This is a genomic window from Streptomyces sp. 3N207, assembly GCF_052246355.1.
In the GTDB taxonomy this organism is placed as follows: domain Bacteria; phylum Actinomycetota; class Actinomycetes; order Streptomycetales; family Streptomycetaceae; genus Streptomyces.
This window is the reverse complement of record NZ_JBQQBV010000003.1, coordinates 408,017-430,682: the sequence shown is the minus strand read 5'-3', so window position 1 is coordinate 430,682 and position 22,666 is coordinate 408,017. Positions and strand designations below refer to the sequence as shown.

14 protein-coding genes are annotated in these 22,666 nt (G+C 70.9%); 6 read left to right on the top strand and 8 right to left on the bottom strand.

Going from position 1 to position 22,666, the window contains the following annotated elements; translation table 11 throughout:
* Positions 1–143 precede the first annotated feature (143 nt).
* Genes ACTWP9_RS07425 through fxsT form a run of 3 tightly spaced genes read left to right on the top strand, consistent with a single transcriptional unit; the run spans position 144 to position 4,938 of the window.
* On the top strand, positions 144–506 hold the full coding sequence (locus tag ACTWP9_RS07425; RefSeq protein ID WP_443245174.1) for a hypothetical protein: 363 nt from the start codon (positions 144–146) through the stop codon (positions 504–506).
* A complete protein-coding gene (locus ACTWP9_RS07420) occupies positions 493–1,857 on the top strand; it encodes an aKG-HExxH-type peptide beta-hydroxylase (protein WP_443245173.1) in 1,365 nt (454 codons plus the stop codon). The genes ACTWP9_RS07425 and ACTWP9_RS07420 overlap by 14 nt, the downstream gene beginning before the upstream one ends.
* A gap of 60 nt (positions 1,858–1,917) precedes the next feature.
* Positions 1,918–4,938, top strand: a complete 3,021-nt coding sequence (gene fxsT, locus ACTWP9_RS07415; protein WP_443245172.1) for an FxSxx-COOH system tetratricopeptide repeat protein — start codon at positions 1,918–1,920, stop codon at positions 4,936–4,938.
* Between the two features lie 116 nt (positions 4,939–5,054).
* On the opposite strand, the gene ACTWP9_RS07410 is transcribed toward fxsT, so the two are convergent.
* From ACTWP9_RS07410 to ACTWP9_RS07395, 4 genes are all read right to left on the bottom strand, one after another.
* Positions 5,055–8,930: a multifunctional oxoglutarate decarboxylase/oxoglutarate dehydrogenase thiamine pyrophosphate-binding subunit/dihydrolipoyllysine-residue succinyltransferase subunit gene (locus tag ACTWP9_RS07410; RefSeq protein WP_443245171.1), complete on the bottom strand. Its 3,876-nt coding sequence runs from the start codon at positions 8,928–8,930 to the stop codon at positions 5,055–5,057.
* Positions 8,931–9,154: 224 nt separating this feature from the next.
* Entirely contained in the window at positions 9,155–10,378 is a 1,224-nt protein-coding gene (locus ACTWP9_RS07405) for an ATP-binding protein (RefSeq protein ID WP_443245170.1), read from the bottom strand.
* Between the two features lie 21 nt (positions 10,379–10,399).
* Complete coding sequence (locus tag ACTWP9_RS07400) at positions 10,400–11,197, bottom strand: response regulator transcription factor (RefSeq protein ID WP_443245169.1); 798 nt, start codon at positions 11,195–11,197, stop codon at positions 10,400–10,402.
* A 69-nt stretch (positions 11,198–11,266) separates the two neighbouring features.
* Positions 11,267–12,040, bottom strand: a complete 774-nt coding sequence (locus tag ACTWP9_RS07395) for a spermidine synthase (RefSeq protein WP_443245168.1) — start codon at positions 12,038–12,040, stop codon at positions 11,267–11,269.
* A gap of 413 nt (positions 12,041–12,453) precedes the next feature.
* Here ACTWP9_RS07395 and lon point away from each other — a divergent pair, with 413 nt between their 5' ends.
* Positions 12,454–14,940: an endopeptidase La gene (lon, locus tag ACTWP9_RS07390; RefSeq protein ID WP_443245167.1), complete on the top strand. Its 2,487-nt coding sequence runs from the start codon at positions 12,454–12,456 to the stop codon at positions 14,938–14,940.
* A gap of 80 nt (positions 14,941–15,020) precedes the next feature.
* Here the strand turns inward: lon and ACTWP9_RS07385 are convergent, their stop codons facing one another.
* Positions 15,021–15,974, bottom strand: coding sequence for a lysozyme (locus ACTWP9_RS07385; RefSeq protein WP_443245166.1), 954 nt, complete (start codon positions 15,972–15,974; stop codon positions 15,021–15,023).
* Positions 15,975–16,211: 237 nt separating this feature from the next.
* Between ACTWP9_RS07385 and ACTWP9_RS07380 the strand changes: the two genes are divergently transcribed.
* Positions 16,212–16,781, top strand: coding sequence for a MarR family winged helix-turn-helix transcriptional regulator (locus ACTWP9_RS07380; RefSeq protein WP_443245165.1), 570 nt, complete (start codon positions 16,212–16,214; stop codon positions 16,779–16,781).
* 21 nt (positions 16,782–16,802) lie between these two features.
* On the opposite strand, the gene ACTWP9_RS07375 is transcribed toward ACTWP9_RS07380, so the two are convergent.
* Positions 16,803–17,432: a roadblock/LC7 domain-containing protein gene (locus ACTWP9_RS07375; protein ID WP_443245164.1), complete on the bottom strand. Its 630-nt coding sequence runs from the start codon at positions 17,430–17,432 to the stop codon at positions 16,803–16,805.
* Positions 17,433–20,135 (bottom strand): sensor histidine kinase, encoded by a 2,703-nt coding sequence (locus ACTWP9_RS07370; protein WP_443245163.1) that lies wholly within the window; start codon positions 20,133–20,135, stop codon positions 17,433–17,435.
* A 653-nt stretch (positions 20,136–20,788) separates the two neighbouring features.
* Here ACTWP9_RS07370 and ACTWP9_RS07365 point away from each other — a divergent pair.
* Positions 20,789–21,616, top strand: coding sequence for a protein phosphatase 2C domain-containing protein (locus ACTWP9_RS07365; RefSeq protein ID WP_443245162.1), 828 nt, complete (start codon positions 20,789–20,791; stop codon positions 21,614–21,616).
* 62 nt (positions 21,617–21,678) lie between these two features.
* Here ACTWP9_RS07365 and ACTWP9_RS07360 read toward each other — a convergent pair whose 3' ends face one another.
* Entirely contained in the window at positions 21,679–22,659 is a 981-nt protein-coding gene (locus ACTWP9_RS07360) for a C40 family peptidase (protein ID WP_443245161.1), read from the bottom strand.
* Positions 22,660–22,666 lie beyond the last annotated feature (7 nt).

Here is a 22,666-nt window from a genome sequence, read left to right as displayed (position 1 = left end):
GACCGATGCCGCGTGCAGGGGAAGGCGAGGACCGGCCGAATGCGGTGGCATGGCGATTCGAGCGTGTTTCCGGATACCTGCCCCGGGAAAGAGACATCATCCGTGTTACCGCCCCCGGGTGGGGTCCTAGGGAGGAGAAGAGCGTGCCGAAGCGGACCGAGGGCGCGTCCCGCAGCCCGGGCCGTGGGCCCGACGCCGCACCGCCGCCGCCCCTGCCCGATCTGACGGGTGTGACCCTGCGCGCGCTCCGGACCTGCGACGATCCCGCCGTAACCGCCGCTGTGGAGAGTGCGCTGCGCGCTCCCGAGGAGCTGTCCCGGGTGTGGCGCTCGTCCGGCACCAACGGCGGTGGCGGCAAGCTGCGGCGCTCCGGCGTCGCGCAGACGAACAGCGCCCGGGCAGCCGGGAAACGGGGCGTGATCCGGTCAACCTTCGGCTCGGTCCACGGCACCTCCGGCCCGCCTCCGGGCACGGGAGACAGCGTGGACCGCCATGAACCCCTTTGAGATACCGGGCCCCCAGCTGCGCCGGATGGGGGCGACGCGGCCGGTACCGGGAGAGGCCGCAGCGCTGCACGGCTGGCTGCACAGCAGACGCCTCGTCCTGCTCAAGACGCTGCTGACCCGGGCCGAGCGCGCCCGGCTGCCCGCTGCGGCGGCCCGCGCGCTGCGCGAGCACTGGGCGCTGCTGGAGGACGCCGAACTCCACGACGCCGCCGCCGCGCGCGACGCCCTCGGCTATCCGGCTGCGGGCAACTGGCTGGCGAACGCGCTCGCTGCGCCGTCCGGCGACGGCTTCGTGGCGGCGCTGGCCGGTCTCGGCCCGCTCGCCGCCACCGTCGCCACCGCCGCCGGCTGCGACTTCCGCCTCGACCTGACGGCACAGGACCAACGCCTCACGCTCCCGGGCCTGGGCTCGTACCGGACCGGTGCGCAGCGGGTGCGCATGGTGGCGACGGCGGACACGGTCACTTTCCTTCCGCAGGGCGGACGGCCGACCTCCCTCCTGCGCCAAGCCTTACGCGGCCCGCAGGCACCGGCGCCGACACCGCCGCCAACGCCCTGGCGCCCTCTCGGCCCGCTCCCCGGCGCCCCCGCCGTCCTCGACGACCAGGACCCGCACCTGGCCCAGGAGACGGGCCGCGCAGGGCTGGCCGGGCTGCTGCCGGCCACCGTGACGGCCCCGGACGAGGCGTACGAGTGGCGGGAGCTGTGGGCACGTGCACTGGACCTGCTGCACGAAGCCGACCCCGAGCGGGCCGCCGAGGTGGCGACGCTCGTCCGTGCCGTCGTGCCGGTCCTGTGGAAGCCCGACGGGCGTGCCAGCGCCACCCGGCTGGCGGCGCCCTGGGCAGTGCTGACGACCCTTCCGCAGACGCCGGAGGAGATGGCCGAGGTCCTCGTCCACGAGGTGCAGCACAGCAAGCTCGCGGTGCTCGGCGGTGTCGTACAGCTCAACCACGAGTCCGCGGAGGCCGTCTACCGCGTCGGCTGGCGCAGCGACCCCAGGCCGTTGGGCGCCGTGGTGCAGGGCACGTACGCGCATCTGGCCCTCGCCGATCTGTGGGGCAGGCTCGCCCGCCGGGCCTCCGCAACGCCCGCGGAGCGTGCTGCCGCCCGGCGCCGTGCCGCCGACTACGGGGCCCAGGTCGACCACGCTCTTTTCCTCCTTCTGGGCTCTGGTCAACTGACCCGGGAGGGCACAGAGTTCGTGGAGGGCATGCGCCACCGCTACCAGCGGCTGAGCTCCCCGGGCGGGCGGGCCGTTGCCGGATACGCGGACGACGCAGACGACGCAGCCAACGCAGGGAACACGGAGAACGCAGCCGGCAGGCTCACAAACGGTCACTTTGGGTAATCTCGCCGTACACGTCGCCCGCGGGGCGGCGACGGCTGCTGGACGAGGGAGAACGCAAGCATGGTCGCTCAGCGGGAACCGGCTCAGGGCGGGGCGCCCGGAGGGGAGTCCGAGCACTTCGTAGTTGTCTTTCCCGGTTATCACCGGAGCTGGGGCAACTGGATCGCACACCGGCTGGAGAGCCATGGGCATCGCACCACGCTCCAGCGCTGGGACCCGGACCGCGAGCAACCGCTGGAGGAGGCGCTGGGTGACCTCCAGCTCGCCTCGGGACGTGTTCTGCTGGTCATCAGCGATGTGTTCCTCCAGCTCGGTCCGCGCACCGAGGCCGACTGGAACTCCGTGCTGCGGGGCTATGTCGCCGAGCACGCCGAGCGGTTCGCGGCCGTCAACCTCACCAACCGCGAACTGCTGCCCGCAACCGCGGTGCTGGAGCCCGTCAACCTGTGGGGCGTCGGCGAGGAGGAGGCCGAGCGGCGGCTGCTGAACCGGCTCGGACTGCGGCCCCGCCGCGTCCCCGTACCGCAGCCAGGACACGCCAGCCGCTACCCCAACGACCCGCCCGCCGTCTGGGGCGAGGTGCCCCGCCGCAACGCCCGCTTCACCGGCCGCGACGTCATTCTCGGCGACCTCCAGCAGCGGCTGATGGACGCCGAGCACGGCGCCGCCGTCTGCACCCTGGTCGGCACGGCGGGCATCGGCAAGACACAGATCGCGTCGGAGTACGCGCACCGCTTCGCACCCGACTACGACGTGGTCTGGTGGGTCAACTGCGACCAGCGCAACACCCAGCGCGACACCTTCAGCTCGCTCGCGGCCGAGATCGGTCTCGACAGCTCCGGCGAGGTCGGCGAGCGGGTGCGTGCCGTACGGGAGGCGCTGCGCAGGAACGAGCCCTCCGGGCGGTGGCTGCTGATCTTCGACGGCTGGGAGGAGCCCGAGGACGCCGCCGCCTACCTTCCGCAGGGCGGCAGCGGGCATGTGCTGATCACCTCGCGCAACAAGAGCTGGCGCTCCATCACCGACATCAGGCAGATCAGCGCCTTCCGCCGCCCCGAGTCCACCGGCTATCTGATGCGCCGTGCTCCGCACATCACCGTCGAGCAGGCCGACCAGGTGGCCGGCGAGTTCCAGGACCTGCCGCTCCAGCTGGCGCAGGCCGCGTCCTGGCTGGGCGAGGAAGGCATGGAGGTCCCCGAGTATCTGCGCATGGTGCGCGGAGTGGGCCTCACCCGGCTGGAGTCCAACACCATGCCGGACGACTACCCGTACTCTTCGCTGACCTCCTGGTCGATGCTGCTCAACAAGCTGCGCAAGTCCGAGCCGCGTGCCGTGGAACTGCTCTCCCTGTGCGCGGTCTTCGCGCCCGGCCGGATCCCGCTGGGCCTCGCCCGGGGTATCCCCGCGGCCGAGCTGCCCGACAATCTGCGCTGGCTCAGCAGCGACCGCTCCGGCTGGACCCGCGCGCTCGACTCCCTCGTCAACTACTCGGTGCTCACCCGCGAGGCCCGCACTCCCTCGATGGGCGACGGCGACCAGAGCGACTCCGTGCACATGCACCAGGTGGTCCACAGCGTCGTCGGCGAGCTCACCCAGGGCCGGCAGAACGACGTCTACCGCGACACGGTGCACCGGCTGCTGGTCGAGGCCGACCCGGGTGCTCCGAACGACAGCCGCCAGTGGGGCCGGTACGCCGAGATGCTGCCCCATCTGCTCGCCTCGGCGGCGCCCGCCAGCAAGGAGCGCCGCGTCCAGGAGATGCTGCTCAACTGCCTGCGCTACTGCTATGCCAGCGGTGAGTACTCCCTCGGTGCCGAGCTCGCCGAGAGCATCCGCGCCGGCTGGGAGACCTTCCTGGACGCCACTGCGGACCAGCTGCTGGTCCTCACCACCCTGCAGGGCAACCTGCTGCGGGGCGGCGGACGCTTCCGCGAGGCGCAGGCCCTGGACAGCGCCAGGCTGGAGCGGCTGCGTGACCTGCCGCCCGCCGACGGTGCCCATGAGGAACACGTCATGGACGCCACCAGCTGCCTCGCCTCCGATCTGCGGCTGCTCGGCCAGTACGACGAGGCGCTGCAGTTGCAGAAGCAGGTCGTCGAGGTCTCCCGTCGGCTGTACGGCCCGGAGGAGTGGACGAGCCTGCTGGCGCAGCACAATCTCGCCGTCGGCCTGCGGCTGCTGGGCCGCTACGAGGACGCCTACGAGACGGATCTGGACACCCTCCGCAAACGCGAACAGGTGCTGCGCGCCCGGCACCCCAACACCCTGGCCTCCGGCAACGCCTGCGCCCGCGACCTACGGCTGATGGGCCGCTATCAGGAGGCGCTGGCCCGCCAGGACCTCGGCATGCGGCTGCATCTGCAAGTGCTCGGCTCCCAGCATCCGCAGACCCTCATGGCCCGGCACAATCTGTTGCTGTGCCAGCGCAGGGCGGGCACCCCGCGGCAGGACCTCGCCACTGCCATGGCCATCCTGCTGGAACAGCACGAGCAGGTGCACAGCCGTACCCACTACTCCACGCTGTCGCTGCTGACCGACTACGGCAACTTCCTGCGCGAGCACGGCGATCTGGTGCAGGCCCGCGAGCTGCTGACCGAGGCGGAGGATGCCTTCCGCGCACTGCTGGGCCCGGCACACCCGGTTCCCACCGCGATGCAGTCCAACGCCGGACTGGTGCTCCAGGCGGAGGGCGAACGCGACGGCGCGCTCAACATGTTCGAGCAGGCGCTGGCCGGTCTCACCACCCTGCTGGGCGCCGACCATCCCGCCACGCTCGGCTGCGCCCTGAACACCAGCGGCGGCCGCAACTTCAGCGAGGCCCTGGAGGACGCCTACGAGCTGAGCCGCGACACCCTGGAACGCTGCCGACGGGTGCTGGGCGAGGACCACCCCCTCACCCTGTCGTGCATGGTGGCCCACTCCGGCGATCTGCGCTCCCTGCGGCGCCGGGAGGACGCCCGCGCGCTGGAGAGCGAGGCCCTGGAGCGGTTCACCCGCTCGCTGGGCGCCCAGCACCACCACACCCTCTCGGCCCGCCAACGCACCCGCCCCTACTGGGACTACGAGCCGTACCTGGGCTGAGCCCCGCGCGGTAACGCCGAAGGCCCCCGCGCACACGGCCGAGGGCTCCGCCCCACGGCCGAGGGCCCCCGCCGCATCGCGCGGCGGGGGCCCTCAGCTTCGTACGGCAGGACCGCTCAGATCTCGAAGACCTCCTTGACGAGCTGCGCCTGCTCCTCCGCGTGCCGCTTGCCCGAGCCCACGGCGGGCGAGGACGAGGACGGCCGGGAGACGCGACGCAGCCGGTCCGCGTTCGGGACGGGCTCCGAGCCGATGATCAGGTCGAGGTGGTCGACCAGGTTCAGGGCGATGAACGGCCATGCGCCCTGGTTGGCCGGCTCCTCCTGCGCCCACACATACTTCTCGGCGTTGGCGAAGCGCGCCATCTCGGTCTGGATCTCCTTGCCGGGCAGCGGGTAGAGCCGCTCCAGCCGGATGATCGCCGTGTCGGTCAGCCCGCGCTTGGTCCGCTCGGCGTCCAGGTCGTAGTAGACCTTGCCGGAGCAGAAGACGACCTTGCGGACCTTGGCCGGGTCGAGCTGGCCGCTGTCCAGCAGCGTGTCACCGATCACCGGGCGGAAGCCGCCGCTGGTGAACTCCTCCGTCTTGGAGGCCGCCGCCTTCATCCGCAGCATCGACTTCGGGGTGAAGACGACCAGCGGCTTGTGGTGCGGGTTGTGCACCTGCCAGCGCAGCAGATGGAAGTAGCTGGAGGGCAGCGACGGCATCGCGACCGTCATGCTGTTCTGCGCGCACAGCTGGAGGAACCGCTCGATGCGGGCCGAGGAGTGGTCCGGGCCCTGGCCCTCGTAGCCGTGCGGCAGCAGCAGGGTGACACCAGAGGTCTGGTTCCACTTCTGCTCGGCCGAGGAGATGAACTCGTCGATGACCGTCTGCGCGCCGTTCATGAAGTCACCGAACTGCGCCTCCCACATCACCAGCGCCTCGGGCCGGGCCAGCGAGTAGCCGTACTCGAAGCCCATCGCCGCGTACTCGCTCAGCAGCGAGTCGTAGACGTTGTAGCGGGCCTGGTCGTCGGAGAGGTACAGCAGCGGCGTGTAGTCGTCCCCGGTGTTCTGGTCGAGCAGCACCGCGTGCCGCTGGCCGAACGTGCCGCGCCGCGAGTCCTGGCCCGCCAGCCGGACCGGGGTGCCCTCCATCAGCAGCGAGCCGATGGCCAGCGTCTCGCCCATGCCCCAGTCGATCGTGTCGTCCTCGACCATCTGCGCGCGGCGCTGGAGCTGCGGCGTCAGACGGGGGTGGACGGAGATCCGCTCGGGGATGTTGACCTGCGACTCGGCGATCCGCTTGACGACCTCCTGGCTGATGGCCGTCTCCACATGCACCGGGAACTCGGCCTGCGGCGCCGGGACCTCGGCCGGGGCCGGTGCCGACGTGGCGTCCCGGACCTCGGTGAAGACCTTCTCCAGCTGCCCCTGGAAGTCCTGGAGCGCCTGCTCGGCCTCCTCCAGCGTGATGTCGCCCCGGCCGATCAGCGACTCGGTGTAGAGCTTGCGCACCGAGCGCTTGCGGTCGATCAGCTCGTACATCAGCGGCTGGGTGAACTTCGGGTTGTCGGTCTCGTTGTGACCGCGGCGCCGGTAGCAGATCAGGTCGATGACCACGTCCTTGTTGAACGCCTGCCGGTACTCGAACGCCAGCCGCGCCACCCGGACCACGGCCTCCGGGTCGTCGCCGTTCACATGGAAGATCGGCGCCTCGACCATCCGGGCCACGTCCGTCGAGTACATCGACGAGCGCGCCGACTCGGGAGCCGCGGTGAAGCCGACCTGGTTGTTGATGACGACGTGGATGGTGCCGCCGGTGCGGTAGCCGCGCAGCTGCGACATGTTGAGCGTCTCGGCCACCACGCCCTGGCCCGCGAACGCTGCGTCACCGTGCAGCGCGATCGGCAGCACCGTGAAGTCCGTGCCGCCCTTGCCGATGATGTCCTGCTTGGCGCGTGCCACGCCCTCCAGGACCGGATCGACGGCCTCCAGGTGGGAGGGGTTGGCGGTGAGCGAGACCTTGATCTGCTCGCCGTCCAGCCCGGTGAAGACGCCCTCGGCACCCAGGTGGTACTTCACGTCGCCGGAGCCGTGCATCGACTTCGGGTCGAGGTTGCCCTCGAACTCCCGGAAAATCTGCGCGTACGGCTTGCCCACGATGTTCGCCAGCACGTTCAGCCGGCCGCGGTGGGCCATGCCGATGACGGCCTCGTCCAGCCGCGACTCGGCAGCCGCGTCGATGACTGCGTCCAGCAGCGGGATGACGGACTCGCCGCCCTCCAGCGAGAACCGCTTCTGGCCGACGTACTTGGTCTGCAGGAACGTCTCGAACGCCTCGGCGGCGTTGAGCCGGCGCAGGATGCGCAGCTGCTCCTCGCGCTCCGGCTTGACGTGCTGGAGCTCGACCCGGTCCTGGATCCACTTGCGCTGCTTGGGGTCCTGGATGTGCATGTACTCGATGCCGGTGGTGCGGCAGTACGAGTCACGCAGCACGCCCAGGATGTCGCGCAGCTTCATCATGGACTTGCCGGCGAAGCCGCCGACCGCGAACTCCCGCTCCAGGTCCCACAGGGTGAGTCCGTGCTCGGTGATGTCCAGGTCGGGGTGCTTGCGCTGCTTGTACTCCAGCGGGTCGGTGTCGGCCATGATGTGGCCGCGCACCCGGTAGGAGTGGATGAGGTCGAAGACGCGCGCCGCCTTGGTGACGTCGTCGTCGTGCGAGGCGTCGATGTCCTGCATCCAGCGCACCGGCTCGTACGGGATGCGCAGCGCCTTGAAGATCTCGTCGTAGAAGTTGTTGTCGCCCAGCAGCAGGTTGGCCACCAGGCGCAGGAACTCGCCCGACGCCGCGCCCTGGATGACGCGGTGGTCGTAGGTGCTGGTGAGCGTCATCACCTTGGAGACGCCGAGCCGGTTGAGAGTGTCCTGGGAGGTGCCCTGGAACTCCGCCGGGTACTCCATCGCGCCGACGCCCATGATCAGGCCCTGGCCCGGCATCAGCCGCGGCACGGAGTGGACGGTGCCGATGCCGCCGGGGTTGGTCAGCGAGCAGGTGACGCCGGAGAAGTCCTCCATCGTCAGCTTGTTGTTCCGGGCACGGCGGACGATGTCCTCGTACGCCTGCCAGAACTCGAAGAAGGTCAGCGTCTCGGCCTTCTTGATGCCCGCGACGACCAGCTGGCGCTCGCCGTTCGGCTTCACCAGGTCGATCGCCAGGCCCAGGTTCACATGGTCCGGCTTGACCAGGGTGGGCTTGCCGTCCTTCTCCGTGAAGGAGTGGTTCATCGACGGCATGGCCTTCAGTGCCTGCACCATGGCGTAGCCGATCAGGTGCGTGAAGGAGACCTTGCCGCCGCGGGCGCGCTTGAGGTGGTTGTTGATGACGATGCGGTTGTCGAACAGCAGCTTCACCGGGACCGCACGCACGGACGTGGCCGTGGGCAGCTCCAGTGAGGCGTTCATGTTCTTCGCCACGGCCGCTGAGGGACCGCGCAGCGCCACGTACTCCGGGCCCTCGGCGGCCTCGGCGGCGGGCGCCGCCTTGGCGGCCGGAGCCTTGGCGCCGCCGGCCTGAGCGGGCTGCTGCGCCGCCGGCTTGGCGGGCGCCGCCTGCTTCGGCTGGGCCTGCTGCGGCTGCCCCGGTCCGGCGGGCTCCGCCTTCGCCGGGGCCGGAGCGCTCGGCTGGGCGGGCTGCTGCGGGGCAGCCTGCCCGGCGGCGGGCGCGGCCGGTGCCTGGGCCGGTGCGGCCTTCGCGGGCGCCGGGGCGTTGTCCCGTGGCGTGCCCGCGCCGTCCGGCGCCGGGCTTCCGTCGGTGGACTCCGGCTGATAGTCAGCGAAGAAGTCCCACCAGGCTCGGTCTACCGAGTTCGGATCCTGGAGGTACTGCTGGTAGATCTCGTCGACGAGCCACTCGTTCGGCCCGAACGAATGGCCAGGGTCCTTGCCCTGTCCGTCCTTCGGTTCCGTAGTGGTGCTCGATGAGCTGTTGGGGGACTGTGACGACACGGCGGCAACCGCCCTCTTCCGCTTCCTTAGGTGGTGGACAGCGGAAATAAAGGCTACGCCTCTCCGGACGATTGGTGGAGTCCGGGCCGCTCTTGGTCACGTACATCACATCGCAGCAGCGGTTTCGGGGCATTATTTGGCGGGAATCACTGACGGTTTTGCCCCGATGCCGGAACCGGGCAGCCCTCATTTCGCGTCCGCGGGCTCTCACCTGCGAGGGTACGTCAACTCTGGACGTTGCCGGTGCCCGGAAGAGTGAGCTGTATGCGACAGCCGCGAGGTGATTCGGCCACCCTGATCCGGCCCCCGTGCAGCTCCACCGCCCATCGGGCTATGGCCAGCCCCAGACCGGTGCCGCCGCCCGGGCTGATCCCGCCCCTGAGGCCCGTGACCGACTCGGTGCTGTGCGTGCCGCTGAACCGGTCGAAGACCCGCTCCCGCTCCGACTCGGGGATGCCGGGACCCTCGTCCAGCACCTCGACCTCCAGGCTGCCGTCGTCGCCGGTGCCCGCGCCGGCACCCGGGCCCGGCCTGGCCTTGACCGTTACGCGGCCGTGCTGCGGGCTGTGCTTGACGGCGTTGTCTATCAGGTTGGCCACCACCTGGTGCAGCCGTTCGGGGTCGGCGTAGGCCATCAGCTCGGGCGGTGAGACATCGAGGTGGAGGTGGACGTCCTTACGGGAGTGGCCCGAGCCCTTGCTCATGTTGGCCTCCTTCAGCACGCCCGCCAGGTACGGCCACACCTCGAAGCTCCGCGAGCGCAGCGGGACCACACCGTTGTCCAGCCGGGAGAGGTCCAGCAGATGGTCCACGAGCCGGCCCAGCCGCTCGGTCTGCGACAGGGCCGTGCGCATCGTCTCCGGGTCGGCCTCCGAGACGCCGTCCACGACGTTCTCCAGCACCGCACGCAGCGCCGCGATGGGGGTGCGCAGCTCGTGCGAGACGTTTGCCACCAGCTCCTTGCGGTGCTTGTCGACGGCCTGCAGATCGGCCGCCATCCGGTTGAAGTTCGCTGCCAGCTCGCCGAACTCGTCCCGCCGCTCGCCGCGCACCCGTCGGGAGTAGTCGCCGTTGGCCATCGCCTTGGCCGCGTCGGTCATCTCGTCCAGCGGCGCCGTCAGCGACTGCGCCACGAACTGGGTGATCAGCAGCGAGGCGACGATGGAGATGATCGTGATGACGCGCAGCTCGGTCGCCGACTGCATGGCGAACAGCGCCAGCAGCGTGGTGATCACCACGGAGACGATCACCAGCGCACCCAGCGCCGCCTTGACCGACCGGTAGGGGTCGACCGGGCGTAGACCCTCCCACAGCCGCTCCCACGCCTGTGCGCCGTGCCGGACGGCGGCCCGCTTGCAGCGGGCCAGCGCACGGTTCAGGAGGCGGGCCAGGGAGCGCGCGAGAGAGCGCGTACGGGCCGTCAGGGAGAAGGACACGGAAACGGACATCTCGCTCCGTCCCCTCCGCCGTCAGGAGCTCTCCGTCGCGGCGCCCGTCACGGGCGCCGCAGCGCCACCGTCCGGGCCCGGGGTCTCGAGGGCGTATCCGACACCGTGGACGGTGCGGATGCGCTCCGCGCCGATCTTGCGCCGTAGGGCCTTGATGTGGCTGTCGACGGTGCGGGTGCCGGAGGCGTCGGCCCAGTCCCACACCTCGGCCAGCAGCTGCTCGCGCGAGAGCACCGCGCGGGGCGAGTGCGCCAGGCACACCAGCAGGTCGAACTCGGTGGGGGTCAGATGCACGTCCTCACCCGTGACCCGCACCCGCCGCTGCGCGTGATCGATCTCCAGCTCCCCGAGCCGGAGTATGCCGCTGCGCGGCGTGTGCGCGGCCAGCGTCGCGCGCTCCACCCTGCGCAGCAGTACGTGCACCCGCGCCGCGACCTCCCGCATGGAGAACGGCTTGGTCATGTAGTCGTCGGCGCCCACACCGAGGCCGACCAGCATGTCCGTCTCGTCGTCCCGCGCCGTCAGCATCAGCACCGGCACCGGGCGCTGGGCCTGTACCCGGCGGCAGACCTCCAGGCCGTCGAAGCCGGGCAGCATCACATCCAGCACCAGCAGGTCCGGCTGCCACGCCTCGGCGGTGTCCACCGCAGCGGGCCCGTCGCCCGCCGTCTGCACCTGGAAGCCCTCGGCCCGCAGCCGTCGCGCGATGGCGTCGACGATGGTGGGGTCGTCCTCCACGACCAGGATGCGACGCTGGGCGCCCGGGGTGGTCGCGGCAGCAGCGCCGCCAGGTGTCTGAGTGGTGTTCTTCTGGTCCATACGACCCCGCCCCTGTGGCTCTTCCGGCTTTCCTGGGACAGCAGCGTAAGGGCCTGCTGACGGCTTCGGCTACGCCGGTCGTGCTGCGAAGTGGACCACGTCGGGGACGCCTCGGGCGACGGGGATCTCATCGGTCCTAACGCGGCAGAATCCCGCATTACGCAGACATCCCTCGAATGTCGGCGACGGTTGCGCCGACCACACGGCCAGTACGCCGCCGGGCGCGAGGGCCGCCCGGCAGGCGGTCAGCCCGGCGGGGGAGTAGAGGGAGGCGTTGTCGTCGGTGACCGTCCAGTCCGGGCCGTTGTCGATGTCCAGACACATGGCGTCGAAGCGTCGCCCGGCGGCCGCCGACTCGTGCACGTACGCCACCAGTTCGGCCTCCACCAGCTCCGTACGGGCGTCGGCCAGCGCCTGGCCGGAGATCGCGGAGAGCGGCCCTGTACGGTGCCAGTCGAGGATCGCGGGTTCCCGCTCGACGACGCTGATCCGGCCCCAGCGCGGCTCGCCCGCCGCCTCGGCCAGCGAGAAACCGACCCCCAGTCCGCCGATGAGCAACCGCGGTCCGGCCCGCCCGGCCAGCTCGTCCAGCGCCGCACGCACCAGCAGCCGCTCCGAGCGTCCGTCGGAGGTGTCCATCAGGAAGCACCCGTTGGCGATGATCTCGTAGTGCGCCCCCCGCTGCCGCAGCACCACCTCACCGTAGGGACCGTCCCGCCGCTCCACGGTGACCGGCGACCCGGGGGCCGACGGTCCGGTGACCGGCGACCCGGTGGCTGGCGGTCCGGCGGTCGGCGCCGACTCCCGGACCGCTGAGATCGGAGCACTGGCTGACTTCGACATGGGGGCAGGGTAGGACGATCGCCGTCGATCCTCGATGTCCTTCGCAGTTCGAGTCTGCGAGCTGGACGCCAGACGGTGACATAGGCGGCCGGGAGCCGGGAGCGATCACGTGGGTGGCGTCTGTGGACGGCGAGCTCGTGGGCACGTCCGAGCTGGGAGAGCGCGGTCGTCTTCCTGGTGCCCGAGGCGCCGCTGATGATGCCCCGGCGGGCGGAGACCTGCTGGCGGTTGAGCTGGATCAGCAGCGCCGGACTTCCTGAGACCCCTCGCAACGTTGCACCGGACCTCGCAAGGTTCACCTGCAAAGGACATCGATCGCTGACAGCGAACAGATCTCCCGGAAGCAGGGGAACATACGCAGCCTCAAAAGCATTGAGTGGGTATTACTCAACTTGCCTGCCTAGGGAGAGATCATGGCTGCTGAGTCCCTGGAGTCCACACCGCTCACCCTGCCTGTGCTGCCCATCGACGCCGAGGACGGCGTGGTGCTGCCGGGAATGGTGGTGCCGCTGGATCTCTCGGACAGCGACGTGAGGGCCGCCGTCGATGCCGCGAAGTCAGCGGCCTCGGACGCGCCGGACGGTGCGAAGCCCCGGGTGCTGCTGGTCCCACGGGTTGAGGGCAACTACGCCGAGATCGGCGTGGAGGGCCGGGTGGAGCAGATCGGACGCCTCGCCGACGGCGACCCCGGCGCACTCATCCGCGGTCTGCGCCGGATCCGCGTCGGCACCGGGACGACAGGGCCCGGAGCCGCACTGTGGGTGGAGGGCGCGCCGGTCACCGAAACCGTGCCCGACCCCCTGCCCGGCCAGGTCGCCGAGCAGATGAAGGAGTACAAAGCCCTCATCACCGACTGGCTGCGCAAGCGCGGGGCCTGGCAGGTCGTGGACCGGGTGCAGCAGATCGACGACGTCGGCCAGCTCGCCGACAACGCCGGCTACTCCCCGTTCCTGTCCACCGAGCAGAAGCTGCAGCTGCTGGAGACCACCGAACCGGTCGAGCGGCTGAGGATCGCCACGGCCGCACTGCGCGAGCACCTGGCCGAGCAGGACGTGGCCGAGTCCATCGCCAAGGACGTCCAGGAGGGCGTCGACAAGCAGCAGCGCGAGTTCCTGCTGCGCCGCCAGCTGGATGCCGTCCGCAAGGAACTGGCCGAGCTGAACGGCGACCCCGAGGACGAGAGCGAGGACTACCGGGCCCGCGTCGAGGCTGCCGACCTGCCCGAGGAGGTCAAGAAGGCCGCCCTCAAGGAGGTCGACAAGCTGGAACGCTCCAGCGACCAGTCGCCGGAGGGCAGCTGGATCCGCACCTGGCTCGACACCGTCCTGGAGATGCCCTGGAACGAGCGCACCGAGGACGCCTACGACATCTCCGGCGCGCAGGCCGTCCTGGACGCCGACCACGCCGGGCTGCAGGACGTCAAGGAGCGCATCACCGAGTACCTGGCTGTCCGCAAGCGGCGCGCCGAGCGCGGCCTCGGTGTCGTCGGCGGGCGTCAAACAGACACTGCCGCGCGCAGCGCGTCCACAACGGGTGGTGGTGGGCGACGGGCGGGCGGAGGGGCGGTGCTGGCGCTGACCGGGCCTCCCGGGGTGGGGAAGACCTCGCTCGGTGCAAGCGTCGCCCGCGCGATGGGCCGTAAGTTCGTCCGGGTCGCGCTCGGCGGCGTCCGGGACGAGGCGGAGATCCGCGGCCACCGGCGTACCTACGTCGGCGCCCAGCCCGGCCGTATCGTCCGTGCCATCAAGGAAGCCGGTTCGATGAACCCGGTCGTGCTGCTGGACGAAGTCGACAAGGTCGGCTCCGACTTCCGCGGTGACCCGGCAGCGGCGCTGCTGGAGGTGTTGGACCCGGCGCAGAACCACACCTTCCGGGACCACTACCTGGAGGTCGAGCTCGATCTGTCGGACGTCGTCTTCCTGGCCACCGCCAACGTCCTGGAGGTCATCCCGCAGCCGCTGCTCGACCGGATGGAGGTCGTCGAGCTCGACGGGTACACCGAGCACGAGAAGATCACCATTGCCCGGGACCACCTGCTGCCCCGCCAGCTGGAGCGGGCAGGGCTGGAGAGCGGTGAGGTCACCTTCGAGGAGGCAGCACTGCGCAAGCTCGCCGCCGAGTACACCCGTGAGGCGGGCGTCCGCTCCCTGGAGCGGTCGGTCCAGCGGGTGTTGCGCAAGGTGGCGGCCAAGCACCAGCTGGGCGAGGCCGAGCTGCCCTACACCGTCGGGGACGACGTGCTGCGTGAGCTGATCGGCCGCCCGCGGCACACCCCTGAGGCCGCACAGGATCCGGCGGAGCGCCGTACGGCGGTGCCGGGCGTGGCTACTGGGCTGGCCGTCACTGGTTCAGGGGGTGACGTTCTCTTCGTGGAGGCGTCGCTCGCCGACCCCGAGACGGGTGCCTCCGGGCTCACCCTGACCGGCCAGCTCGGCGACGTGATGAAGGAGTCCGCGCACATCGCCCTCTCCTACCTGCGCTCGCGCGGCGCGGAGCTGGAGCTGCCGGTCGGCGATCTGAAGGAGCGCGGCATCCATCTGCATGTGCCCGCGGGTGCCGTGCCCAAGGACGGACCCAGCGCCGGCATCACCATGACGACGGCCCTGGCCTCGCTGCTCAGCGGTCGTCAGGTGCGGCCCGAGGTGGCGATGACCGGTGAGGTCTCACTGACGGGGCGGGTGCTGCCCATCGGCGGCGTCAAGCAGAAGCTCCTGGCCGCGCACCGCGCCGGGGTGACCACGGTGATCATCCCGAAGCGGAACGAGCCCGACCTGGACGACGTCCCCGCGGAGGTGCTGGACGACCTCGACGTCCACCCCGTCGCCGACGTCCGCCAGGTCCTGGAGCTGGCCCTGACCCCCGCGCAGACCCCGGCCCGGGAGACGCCGGTCGCGGCGTGACGGACGCGACCGGCAACAGAGTGGCCCCCACCGCAGGGTGGGGGCCACTCACATGTGAGGGGTTCGCAAGCCGTGCGGGGTCAGCCGCCGTTGGCCAGAACCTTCAGCCGGTCCATCGCTCCGTTGAAGTAGTTGTGGTCGCCCACGGTCGGGCCGCTGGAGGTGTACTGCCAGAAGGTCCAGAATCCCCAGCCGGCCGGGAGGGTGCCCGGCGAGGAGGCGTAGCGCGCGATCCAGAGCGGGTTCGAGTTCCCGAACGCACCGCTGTTGCCGGTGCACTGGGTCCACCAGCTCGTGGTGGTGTAGATGACCGCGTCGCGTCCGGTCTTCGCCTTGTAGGTGCTGGTGAAGTCCTTGATCCAGTTCACCATCGCGCTCTTGCTCAGGCCGTAGCAGGTCGCACCGTAGGGGTTGTACTCGATGTCGAGCACGCCCGGCAGGGTCTTGCCGTCCTTGCTCCAGCCGCCGCCGTTGTTGACGAAGTAGTTGGCCTGGGTGGCCCCGCTGGAGGAGTTGGGCAGCGCGAAGTGGTAGGCGCCCCTGATCATGCCGACGTTGTAGGAGCCGTTGTACTGCTGGGCGAAGTAGGGGTTCTTGTAGCTGGTGCCCTCGGTCGCCTTGGAGTAGGCGAAGCGGACCCCGCTGTTCCATAGGGTCGACCACGCCACGTTGCCCTGGTGGCTGCTGACGTCCACGCCGTGGACGGTTGCGAGCAGGCCCGCCCGCTTCTTGTCGGGCGGGGTACCGTCGGTCGAGTCCGCCTCGTGCATCCGGACACCAGCGCCCATCCACGCTTCCCCTGGCTTGCCGGGCTCCTTGGGGTTGCCGCGCAGGCCCTCCGTGCCCTTGGCCGAATCCGTGGACTTACCGGACGCGGTGGACGTGGCCGACTTTGTACCGCTGTCCCCGTTGTCGGGAACTGCCGATGCCGCGCCCGGAAGTGCCAGGACGAGCGCGAGAAGGGAGACGAACATCCCGACAACAGCCGCGATTCCGCGTCTGTGCCGGGCCGTACCGGATCTGAAGCTGGGCATCTCTGCCTCCGGAGCCTCGATGGTGGGGGTCTGGTACGTGCGTAGTATTTACTGGTGTGGGGGGTTTTGCTCTGCGACGCGCGGAGTGACTACACGCCAATGGTGTGCCCATGTCAGGGCGAACGTACGCGCGTAGACCGGCCACGCGGAAGATGCCCTGCCGTCTGCCGTTGGTCTACTCCTGCGAAATACTGACGGAGCTGGGACTATCGGGCTGGGCTGGAGATAAGTTTCTTCATGGAAAACGCCGGAGACACCACTGACGTGCACAAGAACTCCACGGACTCCACGGACGCTGCGAACGCCGCGGGCTCCCCGAACGCCGCGGGCTCCCCGGATGTCGTGGACGCTGCGGACCCCGCCGAGCCGTTCGGTCCCGAATGCCTCGACGTGGAACGCGAGTTGGCCGTCTTCCTGCGCCGTGCCCGCGCCTCGTCCGGCGAGATGGCCCGGCAGGTCCACCCCGACCTGGAACCCGCCGCCTACGGGCTACTGGTGCGCCTGGAGGACGCGGGCGAGCAGCGTGCGACCGAACTGGCCGCCTACTTCGGCGTCGGCAAGGCGACGATAAGCCGTCAGCTGCATGCACTGATCCAGCTCGGCCTGGTGGACCGGCGGCCCGATCCCGCGGACCGCCGCGCCTCGCTGGTACGCCTCACAGCGGAGGGCCGCGAACGGTTTACGCGGGTACGGGACGCGCGCCGTCTGTCGTACGCGCGCAAACTGGCCGCCTGGGACCGCCGGGAGATCGCCGAGCTGGCCCGCCTCCTCCACCGCCTCAACTCGCTCGCCGACCAGGACGAGTGAGCCGGGCAGTCGGCCCCTCTCCTACCGGCCGACGACCGCCTCCGCACCGGCCTTCACGTCCACCGCCCCACGCAGTTCGTTCCGCAGCTCGGGCGTCAGCACATGGCCCGCCCGCCCCACGAAGAGGCCCATCTGATAGCCGACCGCCCCCATGTCGCAGTCCGCCGCGGCGTGCACCCCCAGCAGTGAGCCGTCCCCGATGGCCATGACGAGCAATGCGCCCTCGTCCATGGACACCATGGTCTGCTTCACCGCGCCGCTCTCCATCAGGCCGGCAGCGGCGACCGTCAGCGCGGCCACTCCGGAGACGAGCGCAGCCAGGTCGCCGCTGGAACCCCTGGGGCCCTTGGGACCGCGCGCCCAGTGACCGCCGCGCCGCCGCCGTACGGGCATTCCGCCCCGTACGGCGCCCGAACTCCCCGGAACCGCGGCTTCCTCGATCCGCGGCGTCGAAACTGCCTCCGCAGCGGCCGGCACGGACGTTCCGTGCTCGACCCCCAGCGCGGGATCGGATGCGAGCAGCAGCAGACCGTCGGACGAGACGACGGCCACGGACCGGATGCCCGGCACCTCTTCGACCAGTTTGTCGAGAAGCCACCGGAGGTTACGTGCCTCCGGACTGCCGGACGTACCTGTGGTGAGCGGGTTCACTTACGAGCCTCCTGTGGCAGTACCACCGTCAACCTGCGCCCCCGCTCGCTCTTCCGCATGGTCGGTGTCCTCGGTCTGCTGCTCAGCCCGTGATGCCTGCCCGGGCTGCTGGTCCTGCTGGTCCTGTCGGTCCTGATGGTTCTGCTGGTCCTGGCGGTCCTGGTGATTCTGTGCGGTCTCGGTGGTCGTGTGGCCGGGTTCCCCCACCGCGGTGTGCGCCATGGAGTCCCGCAGGCCCTCCCGGGTGCCCTGCTGGAATCCGTCGAGCTTGCGCCGCAGTTCCTCCGGGGTGGCGCCGCCCTTGCGGGGACGCGGTGCGGTGGGCTCACGCGGCGTCTCCCTGCGGATCCGCTGAGGCAGACCCGGATGCGCGACGGACCCTGGTGGCTCCGCCTGGTCTCCCTGCTCCGCCGATCGGTTCGCTCCCGCCGCCCCCTCAGGCTCCTCCGCCTGGGTGGGGGCCTGGTCATCGGTCCGGGAGTGCTCGTCCTCGACGCGGGCGTGGTCGCTCCCTTCCGCAGGGAGACCGCTCTCGTCGACCCCGTCGGACGGCTGTGCGCTGCCGATTCCGTCAAGCACCAGCACGTGCGGGACGGTCACGTCGGCCACGGTGCCGCCGCCGTCCCGTTCGCGCAGCCGCACCCGTATACCGTGCCGTGCCGAGAGCCGGGCGACCACGTTTGTGCCCAGCCCGCAGGGACCACTCACGCCCTCCGCCACCTGCGGCTCGTCCAGCCGGGAATTGAGCTCGGCGAGCTGCGGACCGGGCATGCCCTCGCCATCGTCTTCCACGGACACCAGGGCCTCGCCGCTCTCCAGCATCCGCGCGCTCAGCCGTACCCCGGTCTCGGCGGGGGAGAAGGCGGCGGCGTTGTCGAGAAGTTCGGCGACCAAGTGGCTCAGATCGTCCGCGGCGGAACCGTCGACCCGCACCTCCGCCGGCAGCGCCCCCAACTCGACGCGTTCGTACTGGGCTATCTCACTGACGGCGGCACGCAGTACATCCAGCAGCGGTGCCGGGGCGGCGGTCGCGGACGGCGCACTGCGCTCGGGGCGCTCCGTGCCCGCCAGCAGCAGCAGGTTCTCGCTGTGCCGCCGCATCCGGGTCGCCAGATGATCCAGCTTGAAGAGAGTGTCGAGCCGGTCGGGGTCGGCCTCCTTCTCCTCCAGCCCCTCGATGATGCCGAGCTGCCGCTCGACCAGCGTGAGCGTGCGGCTGCCCAGATCGGCGAAGGCGCTGTGGTCCGCCGTCGCTGTGGTCTCGCCGACGCGCGCGCCAGCGCTACCGCCCGCACTCCCGCCCGCACCCGCACTCAGGCCCGTGTACGCACTCGGGCCCGCACCCGCACTCGGGCCCGCGTACGCTTCCGCACCACTGCCCTGCGGCGCCGACGCCGTCAACTGCTCGCGCGCCGCCTCAAGCTCGGCCTGCAGCGCGGCGAAGTCCTCACTCAGCAATTGGTGCTTCTCGGTCAGCTGTGCCTTCTCGACCGCCAGCTGGTCCTGCTCCCGCTCCGCGCAGGAGGACCGGCGCCGCAGCTCGGCGGCGGTGGCACACAGCGTGTTGAGCGCTCTCACCACATCGGCGAACTCGTCGTTCCTGCCGCGGAAGGTGATCGGCTCCTCGCCCGCCGGGTCCTTGGCGAGCCGCTGCGAACCGCGTTTGAGCACCGACAGCGGACGGGTGAGCGACCGCGCCATGGCGACGCTGACCGCGACGGCGATCAGCAGACAGCCGCCCACCAGCCCGGCCCGCAGTTGCAGCGCCGTCACATCGTCGTCCCGCAGCCCTTCGAGCCGCTTGACTTCCGCCACCGCGAACGACGACTGCACTCCGCGCATATGGGCCAGCCGCGCCGAGACGGAGCTGTCGAACCGCTCACGGTCCAGGGCCCGGGCGCCGCCCGTGAGGTGGTTGCGCGAGGTGACGGCCGTCAGATAGCGCTCGGCGACGTTGACGTCCGTGCCGTTGACGGTCGTGCTGTAGCTCTCCCGGGCCTTGGCGTCGGCCGTCTCCTCGAAGTCCGCGAGCGCGGCCTGCTCCCGAAGGCGCGTCTGCCCCGCCGCGGTGACCAGCGGCCGCTGGGAACCCTGTCCCGCCAGCGCCCCCTCCAGCAGGCCGCGGGTGGCCGATGCCTGATCGACGGCGCGTGACAGGTCGGGGATCGCCGCCGCGGTCCGGTTCTCCGCTCGCGCGGGCAGGCCGTCGGCGATGCCACGGGTGAGGTGACGGAGCGTCTGGATGACCTTGGAGTAGGACTCGTAGGAGTCCAGCGGGCCGGCTTTGCCGTTCATGGCGTGCTGCCGGATGGCGGGCAGCTTCTTGACGGCCTTGGCGACCGCGTCGGGGGAGGCAGACGGAGCGGCAGCCCCGGACCCGGACGGCGCGGAGGACGCGGCCTCGCGCAGCTCGCGGGCCTGCCGATCGACCCGGTTGCGCTGGGCTTGGCTGACGCCCGTACCGCCCTTGCCGCTGCGGCCGGCAGCGATGTACTCGACCATGCTGTCGCGCTCGTCCGCGACGGAGTGGGACAGTGCGATGGCCTGCTGGTCGAGCCGGGCGAGGTCGACGAGATCCTGCGCGTCGGCGGCATCCCGGGAGCCCGCGACAAGGGTGGGTGCTCCAGCCGCCACAACCGCCACGGCACCCACCGCGACGGACAGCAGCAGCCTGTTGCGTACCCGCGCACGCCTACGTCCCACAGGGGTGGCCGGCTCCGCGTCCGCGGAGGCAGTGGCGCCGTCCGCGGAGGCAGTGGCGCCGGGGCCGGTCGCCGTGGCCTGGGGAACGTCCGCTCTGTGACGTTGCTTCTTCCGCACCCGCACTCGCAATCTCGTCCCGCCTCTCCCGGAGGGCCCGGGCGGCACAGTCCAACGTGTGTGGCGAGAGGGTGGCCCCGCCCCCGCGCCGGCACCCTCTGCGACCTTCGGTTCCCAGCTACCTCTCCGGGCCTCGGGCGGCGCGGTGCTCCGCAGCGGTGTCCCCACACTCGACGACCGACCTTGGCAGTGCGCTCCTGAGGCGGGTGAGAATCCCCTGCTGGGCCACCCGAAGGAGTGAACATCACTCCTCGGCAGCGGGACAACTCGGCCTGAGCCGGGCGCTGTCCGCTTCCCGGGCACTGGTTGGAAATCCGTCCGACGTCCTGGCAGGATGCCTGCCGGACTTTGCGGAAGGGCAGATTCCGTTCTGTTCCCGGTCGTTTTCCGGCCGCATGCCTCGCGCGCCCGAGCGCGCGCTACCACAGCCGCAGGAGGGCGCGGCGGCACCGAGTACCGGTCTCCGGCCGACCGGGGCACGCCCGCCACGGCGGTCACCGGGCACTCCAAGATCGACCGTCCGGCAGACTGCCGTCATGCGCATCGACATGGTCACCGAGCCCGGTAGTCCTCAACGGCCCAACGAGGACTATGTGTCGGCCGCCCTGCCTGCCTCCGGCTCGGGCGGAGCGCTCGTCGTGCTGGACGGTGTCACTCCGCCGGAGGGAGGGGATGGCTGCCGTCACGGAGTGCCGTGGTTCGTGGCGCGGCTCGGTGGTGCGCTGCTCGAACTTTCGGGCGCCCGCCGGGACATGACTCTGGCCGAATGCCTCGCCGTCGCAGTGGCCCGCACGGCGGACGCCCACCGCGAGACATGTGATCTTTTTCACCCACGTACTCCCCAGGCAACCGTCGTCGCCGCCCGGTGGGACGACGAGCGGGTCGAGCACCTGGTGCTGTCCGACTCCGCGCTCCTCGTGGAGGCCGCCGATGGCACCGTGCATCCCGTTCTCGACCGGCGCCTGGCCGAACTGCCGCCCGCCGTGCAGGCACTGCGCGACCGCGTGCGGCTGACGGGCGAGGAATCGGACCGTGCGGCCTACGTACGCGCCGTCGAAGGGCTGCGCAACGCGCCGGACGGCAGCGGTTTCTACACGGCAGCCACCGACCCGGGCGTCGCGGCACAGGCGGTGACGGGAAGTCATCCGAGATCCGATGTCCGTGCCCTGCTCGCCCTCACCGACGGCGCCACCCGCTGGACGGAGACCTTCCGCCTCGGCGACTGGGCGGGCCTCTTCGCCCTCGTCCGTAAAGAGGGGCCACGTGCCCTCATCCACCGTGTCCGCACGGCCGAGTCGGAGTCGCCGCGCCGCCGTGGCAAGCGGCACGACGATGCCACGGTGCTCCTGGCCGAACTGGACTGAGGCGGCAACCCGCACTGCCGCCACGGTCGCCCCGCCGAGGGATACCCTCCACCGCACCGGCCTCATGCCCGCGATCCGTCCGGGCGGACCGCGCCGAGCGGTGGGTCGGCGGCGAGCGGGGTCAGCCGCACCGCGCTCCCCGGCCGAGGGGCCTGCACCACCCGGCCACCTCCCGCGTACATGCCCACATGTGTCGCCCCCTCGCGGTAGATGACCAGGTCGCCGGGGCGCAGCGCATCCAACGGGACCCTCGGCAACTGCCGCCACTGCTCCTGGCTGGTGCGTGGGATCTCCCGGCCTGCATGGCGCCACGCCTGCGAGGTGAGCCCCGAGCAGTCGAACGCCCCCGGGCCCTCGGCGCCCCACACATACGGCTTGCCGACCTGCTTCAGCGCCCAGTCGAGAGCCTTCCGTCCCGCCGCGGAAGGGGAGCGCGTCGCGCCGCTCGGGTCGAGTGCTCCGGAGTCCACCAGCTGCTGCTGCGCAGCGTCCGTGCGGTCCCGTTCCAGCTCGTGCAGCCGAGCGAGCTGCTCCCCGTTCAGCGACGAGAGCAGCATCTCCACCTTCTTCAGCCGCTTGTGCACCTCGTTGCGCTGCTTCTTCTTGCGCTTCGCCAGCCGCTCCTGCCGTGCCACCGCGGCACGCGCCCGCTTGGCCGCCGATGCGTGCCGCTGCTTTCCGTCGGTCAGCTTCCGTACCGTGGCCGCTTGGTCGCCCGCCGCTCGCTGGAGCAGATGTCCGCGCTCCAGCAGCTGGTAGGGGTCGCGCGCGAGCAGCATCTGCACCGTTGGCGGGATGCCGGTCGCCTCGCCCCGGTACTGCTGCCGGGCCAGCTCGCCGGCCTGCGTCCGCCCGGTCGCCAGCGCGGCGCGGGCCCCGGAGAGCTTGGTTTGCGCCCGGCTGGCCGCCGCACGCTGGGCCTTCAGTTTCTCCGCCGTGCCGTTGTAAGCCTCTGACGCTTCCTCAGTGCGCTCGTACAGCAGACTCAGCTCACCCAGCAGCTCGCCGACAGACTTGGAGCCCGTGCCAGGTGGCTCCGCCACAGGCCCG